At 65.5% G+C, this 18,644-nt stretch carries 12 protein-coding genes; 7 read left to right on the top strand and 5 right to left on the bottom strand.

What is annotated here, in order from left to right:
- Positions 1-78 precede the first annotated feature (78 nt).
- The 3 genes from FY036_RS05000 to FY036_RS04990 are packed head-to-tail and all read left to right on the top strand — an operon-like array spanning position 79 to position 5,143.
- Positions 79-753: a response regulator transcription factor gene (locus FY036_RS05000; protein ID WP_148913613.1), complete on the top strand. Its 675-nt coding sequence runs from the start codon at positions 79-81 to the stop codon at positions 751-753.
- Between the two features lie 2 nt (positions 754-755).
- On the top strand, positions 756-2,192 hold the full coding sequence (locus FY036_RS04995; RefSeq protein WP_148913612.1) for a sensor histidine kinase: 1,437 nt from the start codon (positions 756-758) through the stop codon (positions 2,190-2,192).
- Positions 2,189-5,143, top strand: coding sequence for a bifunctional [glutamine synthetase] adenylyltransferase/[glutamine synthetase]-adenylyl-L-tyrosine phosphorylase (locus FY036_RS04990; RefSeq protein WP_148913611.1), 2,955 nt, complete (start codon positions 2,189-2,191; stop codon positions 5,141-5,143). Before FY036_RS04995 ends, FY036_RS04990 begins: the two co-directional genes overlap by 4 nt.
- Positions 5,144-5,149: 6 nt before the next feature.
- On the opposite strand, the gene FY036_RS04985 is transcribed toward FY036_RS04990, so the two are convergent.
- Both FY036_RS04985 and pepN read right to left on the bottom strand, forming a co-directional pair.
- Positions 5,150-7,480 (bottom strand): PAS domain-containing sensor histidine kinase, encoded by a 2,331-nt coding sequence (locus tag FY036_RS04985; RefSeq protein ID WP_148913610.1) that lies wholly within the window; start codon positions 7,478-7,480, stop codon positions 5,150-5,152.
- A 144-nt stretch (positions 7,481-7,624) separates the two neighbouring features.
- On the bottom strand, positions 7,625-10,270 hold the full coding sequence (gene pepN / locus FY036_RS04980; protein WP_148913609.1) for an aminopeptidase N: 2,646 nt from the start codon (positions 10,268-10,270) through the stop codon (positions 7,625-7,627).
- 141 nt (positions 10,271-10,411) lie between these two features.
- On the opposite strand from pepN, the gene FY036_RS04975 reads away from it, so the two are divergent.
- Together FY036_RS04975 and FY036_RS04970 are read left to right on the top strand one after the other, a co-directional pair.
- Positions 10,412-12,724: a xanthine dehydrogenase family protein molybdopterin-binding subunit gene (locus tag FY036_RS04975; protein WP_148913608.1), complete on the top strand. Its 2,313-nt coding sequence runs from the start codon at positions 10,412-10,414 to the stop codon at positions 12,722-12,724.
- Between the two features lie 62 nt (positions 12,725-12,786).
- Positions 12,787-13,743 carry a DMT family transporter gene (locus tag FY036_RS04970; RefSeq protein WP_148913607.1) on the top strand — a complete coding sequence of 319 codons (957 nt, stop codon included), beginning with the start codon at positions 12,787-12,789 and terminating at the stop codon, positions 13,741-13,743.
- A gap of 105 nt (positions 13,744-13,848) precedes the next feature.
- Here FY036_RS04970 and FY036_RS04965 read toward each other — a convergent pair whose 3' ends face one another.
- The gene (locus FY036_RS04965; RefSeq protein ID WP_148913606.1) at positions 13,849-14,646 is read right to left on the bottom strand and encodes a helix-turn-helix domain-containing protein; all 798 of its coding nucleotides are present in this window, start codon (positions 14,644-14,646) and stop codon (positions 13,849-13,851) included.
- Positions 14,647-14,789: 143 nt separating this feature from the next.
- Here FY036_RS04965 and FY036_RS04960 point away from each other — a divergent pair, with 143 nt between their 5' ends.
- Positions 14,790-15,188 (top strand): hypothetical protein, encoded by a 399-nt coding sequence (locus FY036_RS04960; protein ID WP_148913605.1) that lies wholly within the window; start codon positions 14,790-14,792, stop codon positions 15,186-15,188.
- Between the two features lie 5 nt (positions 15,189-15,193).
- Here the strand turns inward: FY036_RS04960 and FY036_RS04955 are convergent, their stop codons facing one another.
- Positions 15,194-16,042 carry a uracil-DNA glycosylase gene (locus tag FY036_RS04955; protein ID WP_148913707.1) on the bottom strand — a complete coding sequence of 283 codons (849 nt, stop codon included), beginning with the start codon at positions 16,040-16,042 and terminating at the stop codon, positions 15,194-15,196.
- A 30-nt stretch (positions 16,043-16,072) separates the two neighbouring features.
- Positions 16,073-16,669, bottom strand: coding sequence for a hypothetical protein (locus FY036_RS04950; protein ID WP_148913604.1), 597 nt, complete (start codon positions 16,667-16,669; stop codon positions 16,073-16,075).
- A 272-nt stretch (positions 16,670-16,941) separates the two neighbouring features.
- Here FY036_RS04950 and FY036_RS04945 point away from each other — a divergent pair, with 272 nt between their 5' ends.
- On the top strand, positions 16,942-18,621 hold the full coding sequence (locus FY036_RS04945) for an electron transfer flavoprotein-ubiquinone oxidoreductase (protein WP_148913603.1): 1,680 nt from the start codon (positions 16,942-16,944) through the stop codon (positions 18,619-18,621).
- Positions 18,622-18,644: the final 23 nt, after the last annotated feature.

Below are 18,644 nucleotides of genomic sequence, written 5' to 3'. Positions count from 1 at the left end.
TGAAGGTAACAAGCGGCGGCGGGTCTGACGGCCTGCCGCCGTTTCTTCGTTTCTCCTGTTTTCGCGTATAGTCCTGCCATGAAGATTCTTGTCATCGAAGACGACCGCGAAGCGGCCGAATATTTGGAGAAGGCGCTGGGGGAGGCGGGGCACAACGCCCATGTCGCCCGCGATGGAGAAACCGGCTTCGAGCTTGCGGGGCGCGGCGATTACGACGTGCTGGTGGTCGACCGCATGCTTCCCAAGCGGGACGGGCTTTCCGTCATCGCCGGCCTGCGTGCGCGTGGCGTGGAAACGCCGGTGCTGATCCTGTCGGCGCTCGGCGAGGTGGACGACCGCGTCACCGGCCTGCGGGCCGGCGGCGACGACTACCTGACCAAACCATACGCGTTCAACGAACTGCTCGCGCGTATCGAGGTGCTGAGCCGCCGCGTAGGCTCGAAGGATGTCGAGACCATGTACCGCGCCGGCGACCTCGAACTCGACCGTCTCTCCCATACCGTGAAGCGTGCGGGCAAGGAGATCGTTCTGCAGCCGCGCGAGTTCCGGCTGCTCGAATATCTGATGCGCCACGCCGGCCGCGTCGTCACCCGCACCATGCTGCTGGAGAACGTCTGGGATTATCATTTCGACCCGCAGACGAACGTCATCGACGTGCATGTCTCGCGCCTTCGCTCCAAGATCGAGAAGGGCTTCGACGCACCCGTTCTGCATACAGTTCGCGGTGCCGGCTACATGCTGAAGGCCGGCTGACGGTGGCGATTGCCATGCCAGCGATCATGAAGACGACGGCGGCGCGGCTTTCCGCGCTGTTCCTCATCCTGTTCGCGCTGTGCGCGACCGTGCTGGTCTTCTACATGTCGTCGCTGTCGGTGCGGATGCTGGAAACCCAGACGCAGGAGACGGTGGCCGCGGAAGTGCAGGTGCTGGGCCGGGCCTACCAGCGCGGCGGCCTGCCGCTGCTGGTGCGGTTCGTCGAGACGCGCTCGCGCCAGCCCGGCGCGAACCTCTATCTGATCGCAGACCCCAACGGACGCATTCTTTCCGGCAATGTGGAAAGCCTCGAGCCGGGCGTACTGGAGATCGACGGCTGGACCGAGCGGTCGTTCGAGTATCGCCGTTTCGGAGAGCAGCAGGGCGCGGCGAACGGCGACGAGGATGCGGCGGGCACAGGCCAGCGGCACCGGGCCGTTGCGCTGGTGCTGCGCCTGCCGAACCAGATGATCCTGCTCGTCGGGCGCGACCTGGGCGAGCCGGAGATCGTGCGCGACATCGTCAACCGTGCGCTGATCCTGGCGTTCGGCATGATGGGCTTCGGCGCGCTGCTCATCTGGTTCTTCGTGGGTCGCCGGGCGCTCAAGCGCATCGACACCGTTTCCCACGCCAGCCAGCGCATCATGGAGGGCGACCTGTCGGAACGGCTGCCCGTGAGCGGTTCGGGCGACGAGTTCGACCGGCTGTCGGAAAAGCTGAACGTCATGCTGGGACGGATCGCCAGGCTCAACGACGGGCTCAAGCAGGTCTCCGACAACATCGCCCACGACCTGAAGACGCCTCTGACACGGCTGAGAAACCGCGCCGAAGGAGCGCTGTCCGGCAAGAAGAGCTCCGGCGACTATCGCGAGGCGCTGGAAGCGACCATCGCCGAATCCGATCATCTCATCCGCACCTTCAACGCCATCCTCATGATCTCGCGGCTGGAGGCCGGCTATTCGGCCGAGCAGACCGGCGAGGTGGATCTGGCCGAGATCGTTGCCGACGTCGTCGAACTCTACGAGCCGGTCGCGGAGGAGCAGGGCGTGGCGCTGGAAGCGGCGGTTTCCGGCAAGGCACCGGTCACGGCCAACCGGGAACTGGTGGCGCAGGCGCTGTCCAACATCGTCGACAACGCGATCAAATACTCGGCCGGCACCTGCGACGCGCCGAAGGTGGTCGTCTCGCTTCGAACCGACGGCTCGAGCTTCACCCTCGAAGTCGCCGACAACGGCCCCGGTATCCCCGAGGACGACCGCGAGCGCGCGACGGAGCGTTTCGTCCGGCTGGAGCAGAGCCGTTCCCAGCCCGGATCGGGCCTCGGGCTGAGCCTTGCGAAGGCGGTGATGAAATTTCACGGCGGCGGGCTTGAACTTTCGGGCCGAAACCCCGGACTATCGGTCAAAATGACCTTTCCGGGGGAATCGCGCCAGACATGAGCAAAACCGAAAACGGCGATAAATGGTTCGGGAAGCCGGCCGCCGCTCTCAAGCCGCTCGACGCGGACAATGCAGCTTCGGAGCTGGCCGATCTGGCGGAACTGGCCGAGGAGCGCGGGCTCAAGCGGCTGGCGAAGCTGGCCGAAGGCGGGTCGCCGCTCTCATCCTTCCTCGCCGCCGTCTTCGATCTCTCGCCCTTCCTGCGCGATTGTGCCCGCCGCCACCCCGATGCGCTGGAGGCGCTGTTCGATGCGCCCGTGCAGGCGCGGCTCGATGCGCTCGTCGAAGACATCGCGGGCGTGGGGCTGAGAGATGACCAGACGGAAGCGGGCCTGATGCAGCGGTTGCGCGCACTGAAGGGCGAGGCGCATTTCCTGATCGCGCTGGCCGATCTGGCCGGTGAGGCGGACGCCGCAACAACCGTGCGGCGGCTGAGCAGGCTTGCCGACGCCTCCGTGTCGACGGCGGTGGCCTTCCTGTTGCGGGACGCACATCGCACCGGAAAGCTCGTGCTGCCCGATCCTGCGGAGCCGGGGAAGGGTTCGGGCTGGATCGTGCTGGGCATGGGCAAGCTCGGCGCGCACGAACTCAATTTCTCGTCCGACATCGACCTCATCGTATTCTATGACCCCCACGCGCCGGCTGTCACCGACCCGCTGGAGGCGACCGAGCTGTTCTCGCGGCTGACGCGGCGGCTGGTGCGCATCCTCCAGGACCGGACCGAGCATGGCTACGTTTTTCGCACCGACTTGCGGCTGCGGCCCGATCCGGGCTCGACGCCGCTGGCCATCCCAGTGGAAGCGGCCCTGAACTACTACGAAGGGCGCGGCCAGAACTGGGAACGCGCGGCCATGATAAAGGCGCGGCCGGTGGCCGGCGACCTCAAGGCGGGCGAGGCGTTCCTGCGCGAGCTGACGCCCTATGTCTGGCGCAAATACATGGACTTCGCCGCCATCGCGGACGTGCATTCCATCAAGCGGCAGATCCATGCCCACAAGGGCCACGGCGAGGTCGCGGTCAAGGGCCACAACGTCAAGCTGGGGCGCGGCGGCATCCGCGAGATCGAGTTCTTCGTGCAGACGCAGCAGCTTATCGCCGGTGGCCGCTTCCACGAGCTGCGGGGCCGCGAGACGGTGGCGATGCTTGGCGAACTGGCGGCGCGCGGGTGGATCAACGAGGAAGCGCGCGACGCGCTGGCGGCGCAGTACTGGTTTCTGCGCGATGTCGAGCACGCGATCCAGATGGTGGCCGACGAACAGACCCACAACCTGCCGGAAGACGACGAGGGCATCGAGCGCATCGCCCATATGCTGGGCTTCGAGAATGCCGATGCGTTCGCGACCGCTTTCCGCGCCTCGCTGCATCTGGTGGAAAAACACTACGCCGCGCTGTTCGAGACCGCGCCGCAGCTCTCTCGCGGTGTCGGCAACCTCGTCTTCACCGGCGACGTGGACGACCCGGGCACGTTGCAGACCCTGCACGAACTGGGCTTCTCGCGGCCGAGCGACATCTGCCGGGTGATCCGGACGTGGCACTTCGGCCGCTACCGCGCGACGCAATCGGCCGAGGCGCGCGAGCGGCTGACCGAGCTGACGCCGGCGCTGCTCGAGACCTTCGGCCGCACACGCCGCGCCGACGAGGCGCTGCTGCGCTTTGACGAATTCCTGTCGGGGCTGCCGGCGGGCATCCAGCTCTTCTCGCTGCTCCAGACCAATCCGGCGCTGCTCGATCTCATCGCGACGATCATGGGTGCCGCACCGCGGCTCGCGGCCATCATCACCCGGCGCGCGCATGTGTTCGACGGGCTGCTGGACCCCGGCCTGATGTCGGAACTGCCCAACAAGGCCTATCTCGCCGCCCGGCTCGACGCCTTCCTGCAGGGGGCCGAGCTGCACGAGGAAAGGCTCGACCGGCTGCGCATCTTTGCCGCCGAGCAGAAGTTCCTCATCGGCGTGCGCCTGCTGACGGGCGCCATCGACGCGGTGCGGGCGGGAAAGGCCTTCTCCGACCTTGCAGACCTGACAATCGGTGCCGCGCTCGACGCCGTGAAGGCCGAGTTCGCGCTACGCCACGGCCAGGTAGCGGGCGGGCAGGTGGCCATTCTGGGCATGGGCAAGCTGGGCAGCCGCGAGCTGACCGCAGGCTCCGATGTCGACCTGATCCTGCTCTACGACCACGAGGAAGGCGCGGACGAATCCGACGGCGAGAAGGGGTTGGCCCCGTCGCACTACTATGCCCGCCTGACGCAGCGGCTCATCGCAGCCGTCTCCGCGCCGACGGCCGAAGGCGTGCTCTACGAGCTCGACCTGCGCCTGCGCCCCTCGGGCAACAAGGGCCCGGTCGCCACGCATATCGAATCCTTCCGCAAATATCAGCGTGAAGAGGCCTGGACGTGGGAGCACATGGCGCTGACGCGCGCGCGGCCGGTTGCCGGTGACGAGGCGTTCTGCCAGGCCGTCGAGGCCGAGGTGGCGGATGTGCTGGCGCGGCCGCACGATGCAGCGAAGGTGCTCAAGGATGCCGCCGAGATGCGCACCACCATCGCGCAGGAGAAGCCGCCGCGCGACATCTGGGACCTGAAGCTCATCGCGGGCGGGCAGATCGACCTCGAGTTCATCGCGCAATGCGCGCGCCTGACCGGAAATATCGAGCCTGAGCGATGGCCGCCTACGTCAACGGGCGATGCGTTGGCCCGGCTTTCGCCGGGGTTCTGCGAAGCGCAGGCGCGCGACGAGCTTCTCGCGGCCTATTCGCTCTACCTGACGCTCACGCAGATCATCCGGCTCTGCCTGACCGGCCCGTTCGAGCCGGACGACGTGCCGCCGGGCCTGGCCGACCTGCTGCTGCGAAGCACCGACCTTCCCGATCTGGGCGTGCTGGAAGCGCACATACGCGACACCGCGAAGGGCGTGGAAAGCCATTTCGACGCGCTGGTGCGAAAGAAGCGGTAAAGGCGGTCAAGCCGCCTTTTTCAGCTGCCGCCCTACCGGAATGCGCACCGACACGATGGTGCCGGCGCCCTCGGTGGAGCGGATCTTGAGCGCACCGCCATGCAGCTCGGCAAGCGAGCGCGAGATCGCCAGACCCAGCCCCGAGCCCGTGTGGTTCTTGGAGAACTGGTTCTGCACCTGCTCGAACGGCCTGCCGAGCTTCCTGAGCGCGTCCTTGGGAATGCCGCAGCCCGTATCCTCGATCGTCAGCATGATCGCGCCGGCCACCTTGCGCGCCCGCAGCGAGATATGGCCGCCATGCCCGGTGAACTTCACCGCGTTCGAGAGCAGGTTGATGGCGATCTGCTTGATGGCGCGGCGGTCGGCAAAGAGCACCATCTGGTCGGAAATCTTGGTATCGACCGTGATCGACTTTTCCGCCGCCTGCAGCGCGACGACACGCACCGTTTCGGTGATGAGCGGGGCGAGGTCGATGCCCTCGCGCTCGATCGAGAACTGGCCGGCCTCGATCTTGGACATGTCGAGAATGTCGTTGATGACGCCAAGCAGGTAGGAGCCGCTGGCGTGGATATCCTTGACGTATTCCTCGTATTTCTCGGAGCCGAGCGGGCCGAAATAGGCCTGCTGCATCATTTCCGAGAAGCCGATGATGGCGTTGAGCGGCGTACGCAGCTCATGGCTCATATTGGCCAGGAATTCCGACTTCGCGCGGCTGGCGGCCTCGGCGCGCTCGGTTTCCTTCATGTACTTGCGGTTGAGTTCGACCAGTTCGGCAGTGCGTTCGCCTTCGGCCTTTCGCGCAAGGCTGAGATCGTGGATGGTCGCCATCTGCCGGCGTTCGCTGACCACCAGCTTTTCCTGATGCAGCTTGAGCTGCGTGATGTCGGCGCCCACCGACACCATGCCACCGTCGCGGGTCTGCAGTTCGTTGACCTGCACCCAGCGACCGTCCGCCAGCTGGCGCTCGAACGTGGCGCCGCCGGAGGGCCCGTTGGGATTGGCCAGCCGCCGCTCGTGGATCGGCGCCTTCATGCGCTCTTCCACGGTGGCGCGCGGCGTGCCCGGCACCATGTGGTCGTCGCGCAGGCCGTTGTCCTGCTGGTACTTGGAATTGCACATCACGAGACACTGGTTCGCGTCCCACAGGACGAACGATTCCGAAATGCTTTCGATGGCGGTGCGCAGCCGCATGTCGGCCGTCTCGGAGCGCTGCGCAAGCGTGCGCTGCTCGGTGATGTCGACGGCGATGCCGATCAGGTGAACCTCCGGCGCATCTGGGTCGCTCACCTGCGCCTTGGCGCGTATCCAGACCCACTGGCCGTTGGCGTGGCGCATGCGGAAGATGTGGTCGATCTGGTCCACCTCGCGGCAGACGATGCGGTTGGCGAGCGCGAAGAGGTCGCCATCCTCCGGGTGGATGATGTCCGAAACCGCGCCGAAGGAGAGCATCGAGTCCGACGGCTCATAGCCGAGCATGTCGTACATCGATCGCGACCAGTACATCTTGCCGCGCACCATGTCCCAGTCCCAGAGCCCGCAGCGGCCGCGCACCAGCGCGAGATCGACGCGCTCCTGCGCTTCGAGATAGAGACGATCGGCGGCCTGCGCGCGCGCCGCCTGTCCGAAATAGGCGTAGAGGATCACCAGCAGCACCGCGGCGGTGGCGACGAACAGGGTGACGTTGAGCGTCACCGATTTGCGCCAATCGGCGAACACATGCTCCTGCGCGATCATGGCAAGGGCCGCGCCGCGCCGGTTGTTGTCGATGCCCATGGCGGCATACCAGACGCTTTCGCCCACGCGCACTTCCATCACGCCGGCGCGTTCGCCGAAAAGGAACAGCGGCTGCGCGCCGGAGATGATGCTTTCCAGCGAGCGACCGATCCAGGCCTCAGCCGTCGGGGTCGCGCTTTCCACAATGAAGGCGCCATCGGTAATCAGCAGCGCATGGCGACCGCTGATCGAACCGTGCAGCGCGACATCCTCGATCAGGGCGTTGAGCGCTGCGCGATCGGGCTCGCCCTGCATGCGGGCCACGGTCATCGCATGAGTGAGCTGGCCCGCCGCCAGCGCGAGCATGCCCCGGGCCGAACGTTCCACATCGTCGCGATGCGCCATGAGCGAGAGGCAGCGCGTGCCGGCCACCACGATCAGGAAGACGACGATGAGGATAGGAATGAGACGCTTGAGAAGCGGTTCGGCTGCGAGCAGTCGCTTGTAGGCGGGGGCCGCGATCATCTTCGCATGACCGGTCAGCCCGGCACGAGCGTTTCGTGCCGCCCTGCGCCGGGCGCGAGCCGTCCCTTCGGCCGCGTGCCACGCGTCCGCGTTTGCCATCGAATGGCTCCCCGATCCCTGTCCCTCTGATGATCCGGCAACGCCGCACGCCCGAATCGTCCCTAAGGAATCAGAGGTGATTCGCGCTGTCTAGAGGCGCGCGCCCAAAAGTTACGAAATTGTTTATGCCCGTCGCCGCAGGCGTCAGGCCAGCGTCCGCTCGATGATGTCGCGCAGGTCGCTCGACAGGTTCTCGGGCGCGGCGATCGACAGCAGCGCATCGCGCGCGGCAGCCTGTCTCGTGGGCTCCAGCGAGCGCCACGAGCGCAGCGCGGTGGCGAGCCTTGCCGCCACCTGCGGGTTGCGCTTCTCGATCTCCAGCACCGTCTCCGCGAAGAAGCGATAGCCCGCGCCGTCGGCACGGTGAAAACCGGTCTGGTTCATGGTCGAGAACGTGCCGATCAGTGCGCGCACGCGGTTGGGATTGCTCAGCGAGAAGCCGCGATGGCGGGTCAGCGACCTGACCAGATCGACCGCGCCCGCGCCCGGCACGGTAGCCTGCGTCTGGTACCACTTGTCCATGACCAGCGGGTCGTCGCCATACTGGTTCTCGAAGGAGGCAAGCGCGGCGACGCTCTTTTCGTGCCCGGAGAACTTGTGGGCCAGCACGGTCAGCGCCGCAGCCCTGTCGGTCATGTTGGTCGCGGTCTCGAACTGGCGTACCGCCAGATCGGGTGCGCCTTCTCCTACCGCGAGATAGTCGAGCAGCACGTTGCGCAGCGCACGCCGGCCGGCACTTTCGGCATCGGGGCTGAAGGCCGCGCCGCCGTCCAGCCCTTCGTACAGCGTAGCGAACACGCCGGCATTGCGTTGCGCGATTGCCTGCGACAGCGCCTCGCGGGCGATGAAGATCGCGTCCGGGTCGATATGCGAGCCGATTTCGCGCGCGATGTCCGCTTCGGCCGGCAGGGTCAGCGCCAGCGCGCGGTAGGCAGGTTCCAGCGAGGCGTCGGCCGCGATCTCGCCGATGGCTTCGACGAGCGCGTCGTCGAACACCGCCTGCTTCTGGCCGCGTACCGCACGGAAGCCCTGGATCAGCGCCTGCGTGAAGAGGGTGGTGGAAGCCTGCCAGCGCGCGACGAGGTCGCTGTCCTTGCGTGCGAGGAAAAGCAGGTCCTCCGGCTTCTGCTCCACCGACAGGGTGATGGGAGCCGAAAAGCCGCGGTTGAGCGACAGGGACGGCCGCTCCTTCACGCCCTGAAAGCGCACGACATGTCGGCGCTTCTTCAAATGGATCACGCCGTCCTCGACGGTTGCTCCATCCACGGCTGCGGGCTGCATGTCGTTGCCGTCCGGCCCCACGAGGCCGAATGCCAGCGGAATGTGCATCAGCCGCTTGCGGCTTTCAGACGGCGTGGGCGGCACCGACTGCTCGATCTCGATGCGAAACTCGCCGCGCTCCGCGTCATGCGCCGTGGACACCGACAGGTTGGGCGTACCGGCCTGATGATACCAAAGCGCAAACTGCGAAAGATCCTTGCCGGAAGCATCCTCGAACGCCTTGACGAAATCCTCGATGGTCGCCGCGTCGCCGTCGTGGCGGGTGATGTAGAGGTTCATCCCCTTGCGGAAATCGTCCGGGCCCAGGATGGTACGGATCATGCGCACCACCTCGGACCCCTTCTCGTAGACCGTCGCGGTGTAGAAGTTGTTGATCTCGCGATAGCGCCTCGGCCGCACGGGATGCGCCAGCGGCCCCTGGTCCTCGGGGAACTGGTGGGCGCGCAGGGTGCGCACCTCCGCGATGCGCTTGACGGCGCGCGAGCGCTGGTCGGCGGAGAACTCGTGGTCGCGGAAGACCGTGAGCCCTTCCTTCAGGCACAGCTGGAACCAGTCACGGCAAGTGATTCTGTTTCCTGTCCAATTGTGGAAATACTCGTGCGCGATGATGGCTTCGATGTTGGCGAAGTCCGCATCCGTGGCCGTCGCCTCGTCGGCGAGCACGTATTTGTCGTTGAAGACGTTGAGGCCCTTGTTTTCCATCGCGCCCATGTTGAAGTCGGACACGGCGACGATGTTGAAGACGTCGAGGTCGTATTCGAGGCCGAAGATGTCCTCGTCCCACTTCATCGACCGCTTCAACGCGTCCATGGCATAGGACGCGCGCTCCTTCTTGCCGTGCTCGACATGGATGCCCAGCGCGACCTTCCTGCCGGACGCGGTGATGAATTCGTCGTGCAGCACGGCGAGGTCGCCGGCCACCAGCGCGAAAAGATATGACGGCTTGGGAAACGGATCGTGCCAGACGGCGAAGTGCCGGCCCCTTTCCAGCTTGCCGGTCTCGACCAGATTGCCGTTGGAAAGCAGGATCGGCGCTTCGTCCTCGCCGGCCTCGACGCGCACGGTGTAGACCGAGAGCATGTCGGGCCGGTCGACGAAATAGGTGATGCGGCGAAAGCCTTCCGGCTCGCACTGGGTGCAATAGACGCCGTTGGAGCGGAAGAGGCCCATGAGCGAGCTGTTGCGCGACGGATCGACCTTGGTGACGAGGGTGAGCGTGAACCTGCTGCTGCGGGGCGGGCGGGGAATGGACAGGAGCTGGCTGGTCGCCTCGTAGGCCGATGCGTCGAGCGGTTCGCCGTCTACGGCCACGCCGAGAAGCGCGAGTTCGTCGCCTTCGAGCCGCAGCGGCGTACCGGGCGCGACGCCTTCCCGGCGCTCGATCTCAAGCTGCGCCGTCACGATCGTCTCTTCCGGCGCCAGCGCGAAAGTCAGGCCGGTTTGCGGGATGAGATAGTCGCTCGGCCTGTAGTCTTCTATGCGGAAGACCTGCCCCGTATCCTTGCGCATTCGCTGTCGTCCTGCCGGTGGCGCGGCCGATGCGTCCGCGCATGTTTTACGAGTCGTGGTCTTTACATGATCCGTGCGCTCGACAAAACTGGGCTGCAACCTATCTGACAACCATCGCCAGATCGTTTCCGGGAAATCGCCATGAACGTTATGACCCCGAAGTTCGGCATGGGCGCGTCCGTGCTGCGCGTCGAAGACGAAACCTTCCTCACCGGGAAGGGACGTTACACCGATGATATCGCACCCGAAGGCGTGCTGCATGGCTATGTGCTGCGCTCGCCCGTCGCCAACGGCACGTTCACGATCGCGTCCGTCGATGCCGCCCGAGAGGCCGACGGCGTGCATTTGGTGCTGACGGGCGCCGACCTTGCCGAACTCGGCGACCTGAAGTCCGGCGGTATGCAGAAACAGGCCGACGGAACGCGCGCGCCGACCCGCGACATACCCATCCTGTGCCGCGACCGCGTCCACTATGTCGGCGATGCGGTCGCCTTCGTGGTGGCGGATACCCGCGCGCAGGCGCAGGACGCCGCCGAACTCATCGACATCGAGTTCGAGGCGGAAGATGCAGCCTCCGGCACGCGTCAGGCACTGGAGGACGGTGCGGCGCTCGTATGGCCGGAACTCGGGTCCAACCGCGCATTCGAATACAAGCTCGGCGATGCTGCCCGGACGGAGGCGGCGTTTGCCAAGGCCGCGCACGTCACCCGCATCGAGTTCGTCAACAACCGCCTGGTCTGCAACTACATGGAGGCGCGCGCTGCCATCGGCGAATGGGACGAGGTCGATGCGCGCTTTACGCTGACCACCGGCTCGCAGGGCGTCCATTCGGTGCGCCGCATCATCGCCGATCAGGTGCTGAAGATACCGCACGAGAAGCTGCGCGTCATAACGCCGGATGTCGGCGGCGGGTTCGGGCCTAAGGTCTTCGTCTACCGCGAATATCCGCTGGTGCTTGAAGCGGCCCGCCGCCTCGGCCGCCCGGTCAAATGGACCGGCGACCGCAACGAGCATTTCCTGACCGATGCGCAGGGGCGCGACAATGCCGTGACCGCGGAGATGGCGATGGATGGGGAGGGACGGTTCCTGGCCCTCCGCGTGCACAACATCGCCAATATGGGTGCCTACACGCACCAATTCGGGCCTTACATTCCCTATGGCGGCGCGTCGATGTCCACCGGCGTCTACGATATTCCCGCGATGGATGTGACCATCACCGGCGTCTACACCAACACCTGCCCGGTCGATGCCTATCGCGGCGCCGGGCGGCCGGAGGCTGCCTTCCTCATCGAGAAGCTGGCGGATGCCTGCGCCCGCGATCTGGGCCTTGCGCCCGATGAGATCCGCCGCCGCAACTTCATCAGGCCCGAGCAATTCCCCTATCTGACCCAGGGCGGCCGCAAATATGATGTCGGCGAGTTCGAAGGCCACATGACCCTTGCGATGGAACGCGCCGGGTGGGCTTCCTTCGAGGATCGGCTCAAGGCCTCGACGGCAGGGGGCAAACTGCGGGGCATCGGCATGGCGACCTATATCGAGGCCTGTGCCTTTGCAGGCTCGGAGCCGGCCCATGTCGAGCTCAACGACGACGGCACCGTCACGCTCATCATCGGCACCCAGTCGAACGGGCAGGGGCACGCAACCGCCTATGCTCAGCTCGTCGCAGAGAAGCTCGACCTCGACGTGTCGAAGATCACGCTGCATCAGGGCGATACGGACCGGCTGAACGACGGTGGCGGTACCGGCGGCTCGCGCTCCATTCCGCTCGGCGGCGTCTCGGCCGCGCGTGCGGGCGAAAACCTTGCCGAGAAGATCAGGAAGATAGCGGCGGACGAACTGGAGGCTGCGGCCGCCGACATCGAGCTTTCCGGCGGCGAGGCGCGCATCGTAGGCACCGACCGGCGCATCGGGTTTGCCGACATCGCTCGTGCGGCGAAATCGCGGGAAGATATCAAGGGCTTCGGCGAGTTCGTTCAGGACGAGGCGACTTATCCCAACGGTACGCATATCTGCGAGGTGGAGATCGACCCGGATACGGGACACACGGAGATCGTCAACTACACGATCGTCGACGATTTCGGCGCGACGGTGAACCCGGTGCTTCTGGCGGGGCAGGTGCATGGCGGCGTCGTGCAGGGTATCGGCCAGGCGCTCACCGAAGACACCGTCTATGGCGAGGACGGCCAGCTTCTCACGGCGAGCTTCATGGATTATGCCATGCCGCGCGCCGACGACGTGCCGTCATTCAGTTTCGAGACCCGCAACGTGCCGTCGACCACCAATGCGATGGGCATGAAGGGGGCAGGCGAGGCCGGCACCATCGGCGCGACGCCGGCGGTGATGAGCGCGGTGACCGACGCGCTTCACAGGGCATGCGGAATCGGCCATATCGAGATGCCCGCTACGCCCCGGCGCGTCTGGCAGGCGCTTGCGGAGGCCGGCCTGTCCAGATGAGACCTTGCTGATGTGCGTAACGAGAGCCGCCGGCCGTATCCGGCGGCGTCAGGCTTTCTGATATGGCCAGCCAGCACGCGCCGGTTGTGGCTGCAACCGCAAACCCGCTACGCGGCATCGCGCTCAAGGTCGCATCGGTCGCGATATTCGTGGGCATGTCGGCCCTCATAAAGGCGGCCGGGCAACTGCCCGCCGGGCAGATCGTCTTCTTCCGTTCGTTCTTCGCCATCCTGCCCATCGTGGTGATGCTGGCGTGGCGACACGAACTGCGCACCGCTCTGCATACCTCCAACCTCGGCGGGCACATCGCGCGCGGCGTCGTCGGCGTCACTGCCATGGGGCTGGGTTTTTTCGCGCTTACCCGCCTGCCGCTGCCGGAGGCCATCACACTCAACTATGCCCAGCCGCTTCTGGTTGTCGTCTTCAGCGCCATGTTCCTGGGCGAGGCGATCCGCGTCTATCGCTGGACGGCGGTTATCGTCGGGCTGTTCGGCGTCGTCATCATCTCTTGGCCCAACCTGACCCTGTTTGCGGGTGAAACCGGCATGGAGCGCGAGCAGGCGCTGGGTGTCGCCGCAGCGCTTGCGGCCGCCGCGGTCTCGGCCGTCGCAATGCTGCTCGTGCGCAAGCTGGTGCATACCGAGAAGACGTCCACCATCGTCCTGTGGTTCTCGCTGACGGCATCGATCGTGGCGCTCTTCACCGTGCCGTTCGGATGGTCGTCGCTGACGATGTGGCAGACGATCTTCCTCGTATCGGCCGGCATTTCGGGCGGCATCGCGCAGATCTTGATGACGGAAAGCTACCGCCACGCCGAAGCGTCCACCGTCGCGCCGTTCGAATATACCTCGATGATCCTCGGCATCGCCGTCGGTTACCTCGCATTCGGCGATCTGCCGACGATTTATACGCTCGTCGGCGGTATCATCGTCGTTGCGGCCGGCATCTTCATCATCTGGCGCGAGCGGCAGTTGGGGCTGGAGCGGGGCAGGGCGCGCAAGGTCGCGCCGCCGCAATAAAGCGCGTCGCGATCTTTCAGATTCGCTCCATGCGCTTTAGCTGTTTGTCTTGACGCATGTCTTTGTCCCGAAACCGGTTCCCACTTTCGGGAGACATGCTTTAGCCTACGGCTTCGCCATGCGGCGCAGGAACGCGCCCGTTTCAGGGTCGGCGGGAAAGAAGGATTCGATCGCAAGCTCGGAGAGCGTCACGTCGAGCGGCGTGCCGAAGACCGTGATAGTGCTGATGAACGACAGCATCGCGCCGTCCATGTTCAACCGCAGCGGCACGGCGACGTTTGCGGCAGGGTCGTAGGCCTTTGCGTTGCCGCGCGGGCGGCCCGGATAGGACGACAGCTCCTTCTCCAGCGCTTCCAGCGCGGGGTCCCCAGACGCCTCGACCTGGATTTTCAGCCGCTCGATAAGGTGCGTGCGCCATTCATCGAGGTTGACGATGCGCGGCGCGAGGCCTTTCGGATGCAGGCTGAGCCGCAGCACGTTGACGGGCGGCTCGAGCAGTTCCGCCTCCTCGATGCCTTGCAGGAAGGGCGCGATGGACGCGTTGGCGAGCACCATGTTCCATCCCTTATCGACGGCGATGGCAGGGTAGGGCTCGTGCCCTTTCAGCACCAGCTCGACGGCGGCGAGCGCGGGTTTGAAAGCCTCGTCTTCCAGCCCGCGCTCGCCATATATCGGCGCGAAGCCGGCCGCAACGAGCATACGGTTGCGCTGGCGCAGCGGCACGGAGAGGCGTTCGGCCAGCCGCAGCACCATATCGCGCGAAGGCGACGAGCGGCCGCTTTCGATGAAGCTCAGATGGCGCTGCGAGATTTCCGCATCCAGCGCGAGATCGAGCTGGCTCATGCGGCGGCGCTGCCGCCACTCCCTGATGAGCATGCCCGCCGTCATCGGTGTCGCGTCCATTGGCAATGGTCCCTGTCCGTGTAGGTCATCGAAACCTATCCGTCGCAGGTGTCATTTCCTATTACCTCGCGCGTAATCGCCAGCCGCAATTTTCGCGGTCATGTTCCCGTCCATCGAATGCCTCTCAACACAGGAGAACGACGATGGCCATCGAGAACACCCCCTTCCTGCGCAACACCCTTCTGGCCGATGCCGGCGTCGGCGCTTCGGCCGCCCTGCTCACCATCTTCGGCGCAGGCTTCCTGTCGTCGCTGCTCGCATTGCCGGAGGCACTGATCTTCTGGGCGGGCGTGGCGCTCCTGCCGATCGTGGCCTTCCTGCTGGTGATGGCGCGCAAGGCGCACATTCCCCGCTCGTGGCTGGCCGAGATCGTGCTGATAAATTCGGCCTGGGTGGTCGCCAGCTTCGGTCTGCTCGCCCTCGGCCTCGTGCAGCCCAACCTGCTTGGCATCGCCTTCGTGGTGGCTCAGGCGCTGGCGGTAGGCCTCTTTGCGGTGCTCCAGTACACTGCCCTGCGGCAGGCGCGACCCGTTGCCGCCTGAAACGACTAGCCGCGAAGCTCTTCCAGCTTCGCCCTGATCTCCAGGAAATCCCGCCACGCAAGCTTCTTGTGGGCGGGGTTTCGCAAAAGGTAGGCCGGGTGCAGCGTCGGCATGGTGGGGATCGACAGGCCGGAAGCGGTGGTGTGCGCTTTCCAGTTGCCGCGCATGCGCAGCACGCCTTCAGTGGCGTTCAGAAGCACCTTGGCCGACGGCCCGCCCAGCGTCACCAGCACTTTGGGATTGGCGAGTTCGATCTGCCGCTCGATGAACGGGCGGCAGATTTCCGTTTCCAGCGGCGTCGGTGTGCGGTTGCCGGGCGGACGCCACGGGATCACGTTGGCGATGTAGGCGTTGGCGCGGTCGAGGCCGATGGCGGCGAGCATCCGGTCGAGCAACCGGCCCGAGCGCCCGACGAAGGGCAGGCCTTCAAGATCCTCGTCGCGCCCAGGCGCTTCGCCGACCAGCATCAGGTCGGCCTGCGGGTTGCCGTCGGCAAACACCATCTGCTTCGCCGTCAGCCGGAGATTGCAACCCTCAAACCCGGCAAGAAGCTCGCGCAGCTCCTCAAGCGATCCGGCCTGCCGCGCCAGTTCGCGTGCCTTTGCGGCCTGCGCCTCATCCGGCACCGCCATGGAAGGCGCGGGGCGGGGAGGGGCTGGGGAGGGAGTTGTCGCCGGTCCCTTGGCGGGCTCCGGCGCGGTTTGCGGCGCTCTCACGGGCGGCATCGCGGTGGCGGTCTCGGCGAACCGGTCCGCCGGCTCGTCCAGCAGCGCCTCGTCCACCCCGGCATCGGCGTAGAACCGCAGCAGGTCGGCAAGGTCTATCGGAGGAATGGCGGGGTCGGCGGTCGGCATCACGCCGGCGACCATATGCGACGGGGGCCGTCAGGAGAAGGGCACGGTGGGGTCCTGTATGAGAAAGAACTCCCAGCGCGGGGTGAAATCGGTGATGAGAAACTCGAACGCCACCGTTGCCAGAGGGTCGGTGTAGCCCTTCGAAAACACCAGCCGGTCGTAGGGTTCGTAGTCCCGGCTGAACTCGGCATAGCTGTCGGAAAAGATGTTGGCGGAATCGGTTCGCCGCTGGTCGAACGAAAGTCCGTCGCCGAAGCTGCTCGGCTGGCCGTGGATTTCCTGCAGCTCGAACTCGAATTCGAGCCACGGCAGGCCGCTGCTGTTGAGCGTTTCGAGGCGGATGTAGATGATTCCATGCGCGAAATTGCCCGAGTAATCGCCTGCGCGAATTGGCTTTTCGGCGCGTATCATCAGCGTGACCGGGCTGGCCGAATAGAGCTCCTGTATCAGAACGACCGGATCGTCGAGGGTTCCGGAGCCCGAAATTCCGCGAATGGTGAAGCCGCCCATCTCGTCGGAATAGGAGTAGGGGCCGGCATGCCAGCGGCCGAGATCGTCGGCCGGCCACGCTGGGCCTGCCGTCAGCAGGCCCGCCAGCGGAAACAGGACATGCGGCAGCTTCACCATGCATCCTCCCGTATGCCGGCAACTCTACAGGCAAAGTCGGCGCGGTAGAAGATCGCCGCTTCCTATCATCCCCAGAGACGAGAATCGGCTGGCAGCATCCAACCTCGGATGAAATTGACGTTTACGTCAAAGTAATATAGCCCTTTGCATAAGGGGAGAGATTTGCGTGACCCTGCGTCGCAGGCGGTTTCTCACCGCCGATTCATGCGTTAAGAGCGCAAGGGTCATCATCTTGGTTGTAATGCCGACGGGCGGACGCAGAGGATATTTCAATGAGCGAGATTGAACGCGAAAGCATGGAATTCGACGTGGTGATCGTCGGTGCCGGGCCGGCGGGTCTCGCCGCGGCGATCCGACTGAAGCAGGTCAACCCCGAGCTTTCCGTCGTCGTGCTCGAAAAGGGCGCTGAAGTCGGCGCGCATATCCTGTCCGGCGCGGTCGTCGATCCCATCGGCATCGACCGGCTGCTGCCCGACTGGCGTTCGGAAGCCGACCATCCGTTCAAGACGCCGGTGACCGACGATCATTTCCTTATTCTCGGGCCGGCGGGCTCGGTGCGGCTGCCCAACATCCTCATGCCGCCGCTGATGAACAACCACGGCAACTACATCGTCTCGCTGGGCAATGTCTGCCGCTGGCTGGCCGGCCACGCCGAAGCGCTGGGCGTCGAAATCTACCCGGGCTTTGCGGCCGCCGAAGTGCTCTACGACGATTCGGGCTCCGTCATCGGCGTCGCCACCGGCGACATGGGCATCGAGCGCGACGGCACCAAGGGCCCCAACTACGCGCCCGGCATGGCGCTGCTGGGCAAGTACGTGCTGATCGGCGAGGGCGTGCGCGGCTCGCTGGCCAAGCAACTCATCCAGAAGTTCGGGCTGGGAGAGGGGCGCGAGCCGCAGAAGTACGGCATCGGCCTCAAGGAGCTCTGGCAGGTCAAGCCGGAGCATCACAAGCCCGGCCTCGTGCAGCACTCCTTCGGCTGGCCGCTGGGCGGCGCGACGGGTGGCGGCTCGTTCCTCTACCATCTTGAGGACACCCAGGTCGCCGTCGGTTTCGTGGTTCACCTGAACTACAAGAACCCGTATCTCGCGCCGTTCGAGGAGTTCCAGCGCTTCAAGACACATCCGTCGATCGCAGGCACCTTCGAGGGCGCCAAGCGGCTCTCCTATGGCGCACGCGCCATCACCGAAGGCGGATTCCAGTCGGTCCCCAAGCTCTCATTCCCCGGCGGCGCGCTGATCGGCTGCTCGGCCGGTCTCGTCAACGTTCCGCGCATCAAGGGTTCGCACAATGCGGTCCTGTCCGGAATGATGGCCGCCGAGCACGTGGCTCAAGCCATCGCCGCTGGTCGCTCGCATGACGAGCTGACCGCCTACGAGAACGCCTGGCGCGCGAGCGACATCGGCAAGGATTTGAAGCGTGTGCGCAACGTCAAGCCGCTGTGGTCGAAGTTCGGCCTGTGGCTGGGCGTCGGCCTCGGCGGGCTCGACATGTGGCTCAACACGCTGTTCGGCTTCTCGCCCTTCGGCACGATGAAGCACGGCAAGACCGATGCGGCCGCGCTGGAGCCGGCGTCGAAGCACAAGAAGATCGACTATCCCAAGCCGGACGGCGTGCTGACCTTCGACCGGCTGTCTTCGGTGTTCCTGTCCAACACCAACCATGAAGAGGATCAGCCGATCCACCTTCAGGTCAACGACATGGAATTGCAGAAGCGGTCCGAGCATGACGTCTATGCCGGCCCGTCCTCGCGCTACTGCCCCGCGGGCGTCTACGAATGGGTGGATGCAGACGGCAATGCTGCCGCCGACCGGATGGGCATCGACGTGAAGTTCGTCATCAACGCGCAGAACTGCGTGCACTGCAAGACGTGCGATATCAAGGACCCGAACCAGAACATCAACTGGGTGCCGCCGCAGGGTGGCGAGGGACCGGTCTATCCGAATATGTGAAATCGGGCAGTCGGCAGATCGGC

The sequence above is a fragment of the Neoaquamicrobium microcysteis genome, assembly GCF_008180155.1.
Taxonomy (GTDB): Bacteria; Pseudomonadota; Alphaproteobacteria; order Rhizobiales; family Rhizobiaceae; genus Aerobium; species Aerobium microcysteis.
This window is presented reverse-complemented; position numbering and strand designations above follow the sequence as displayed.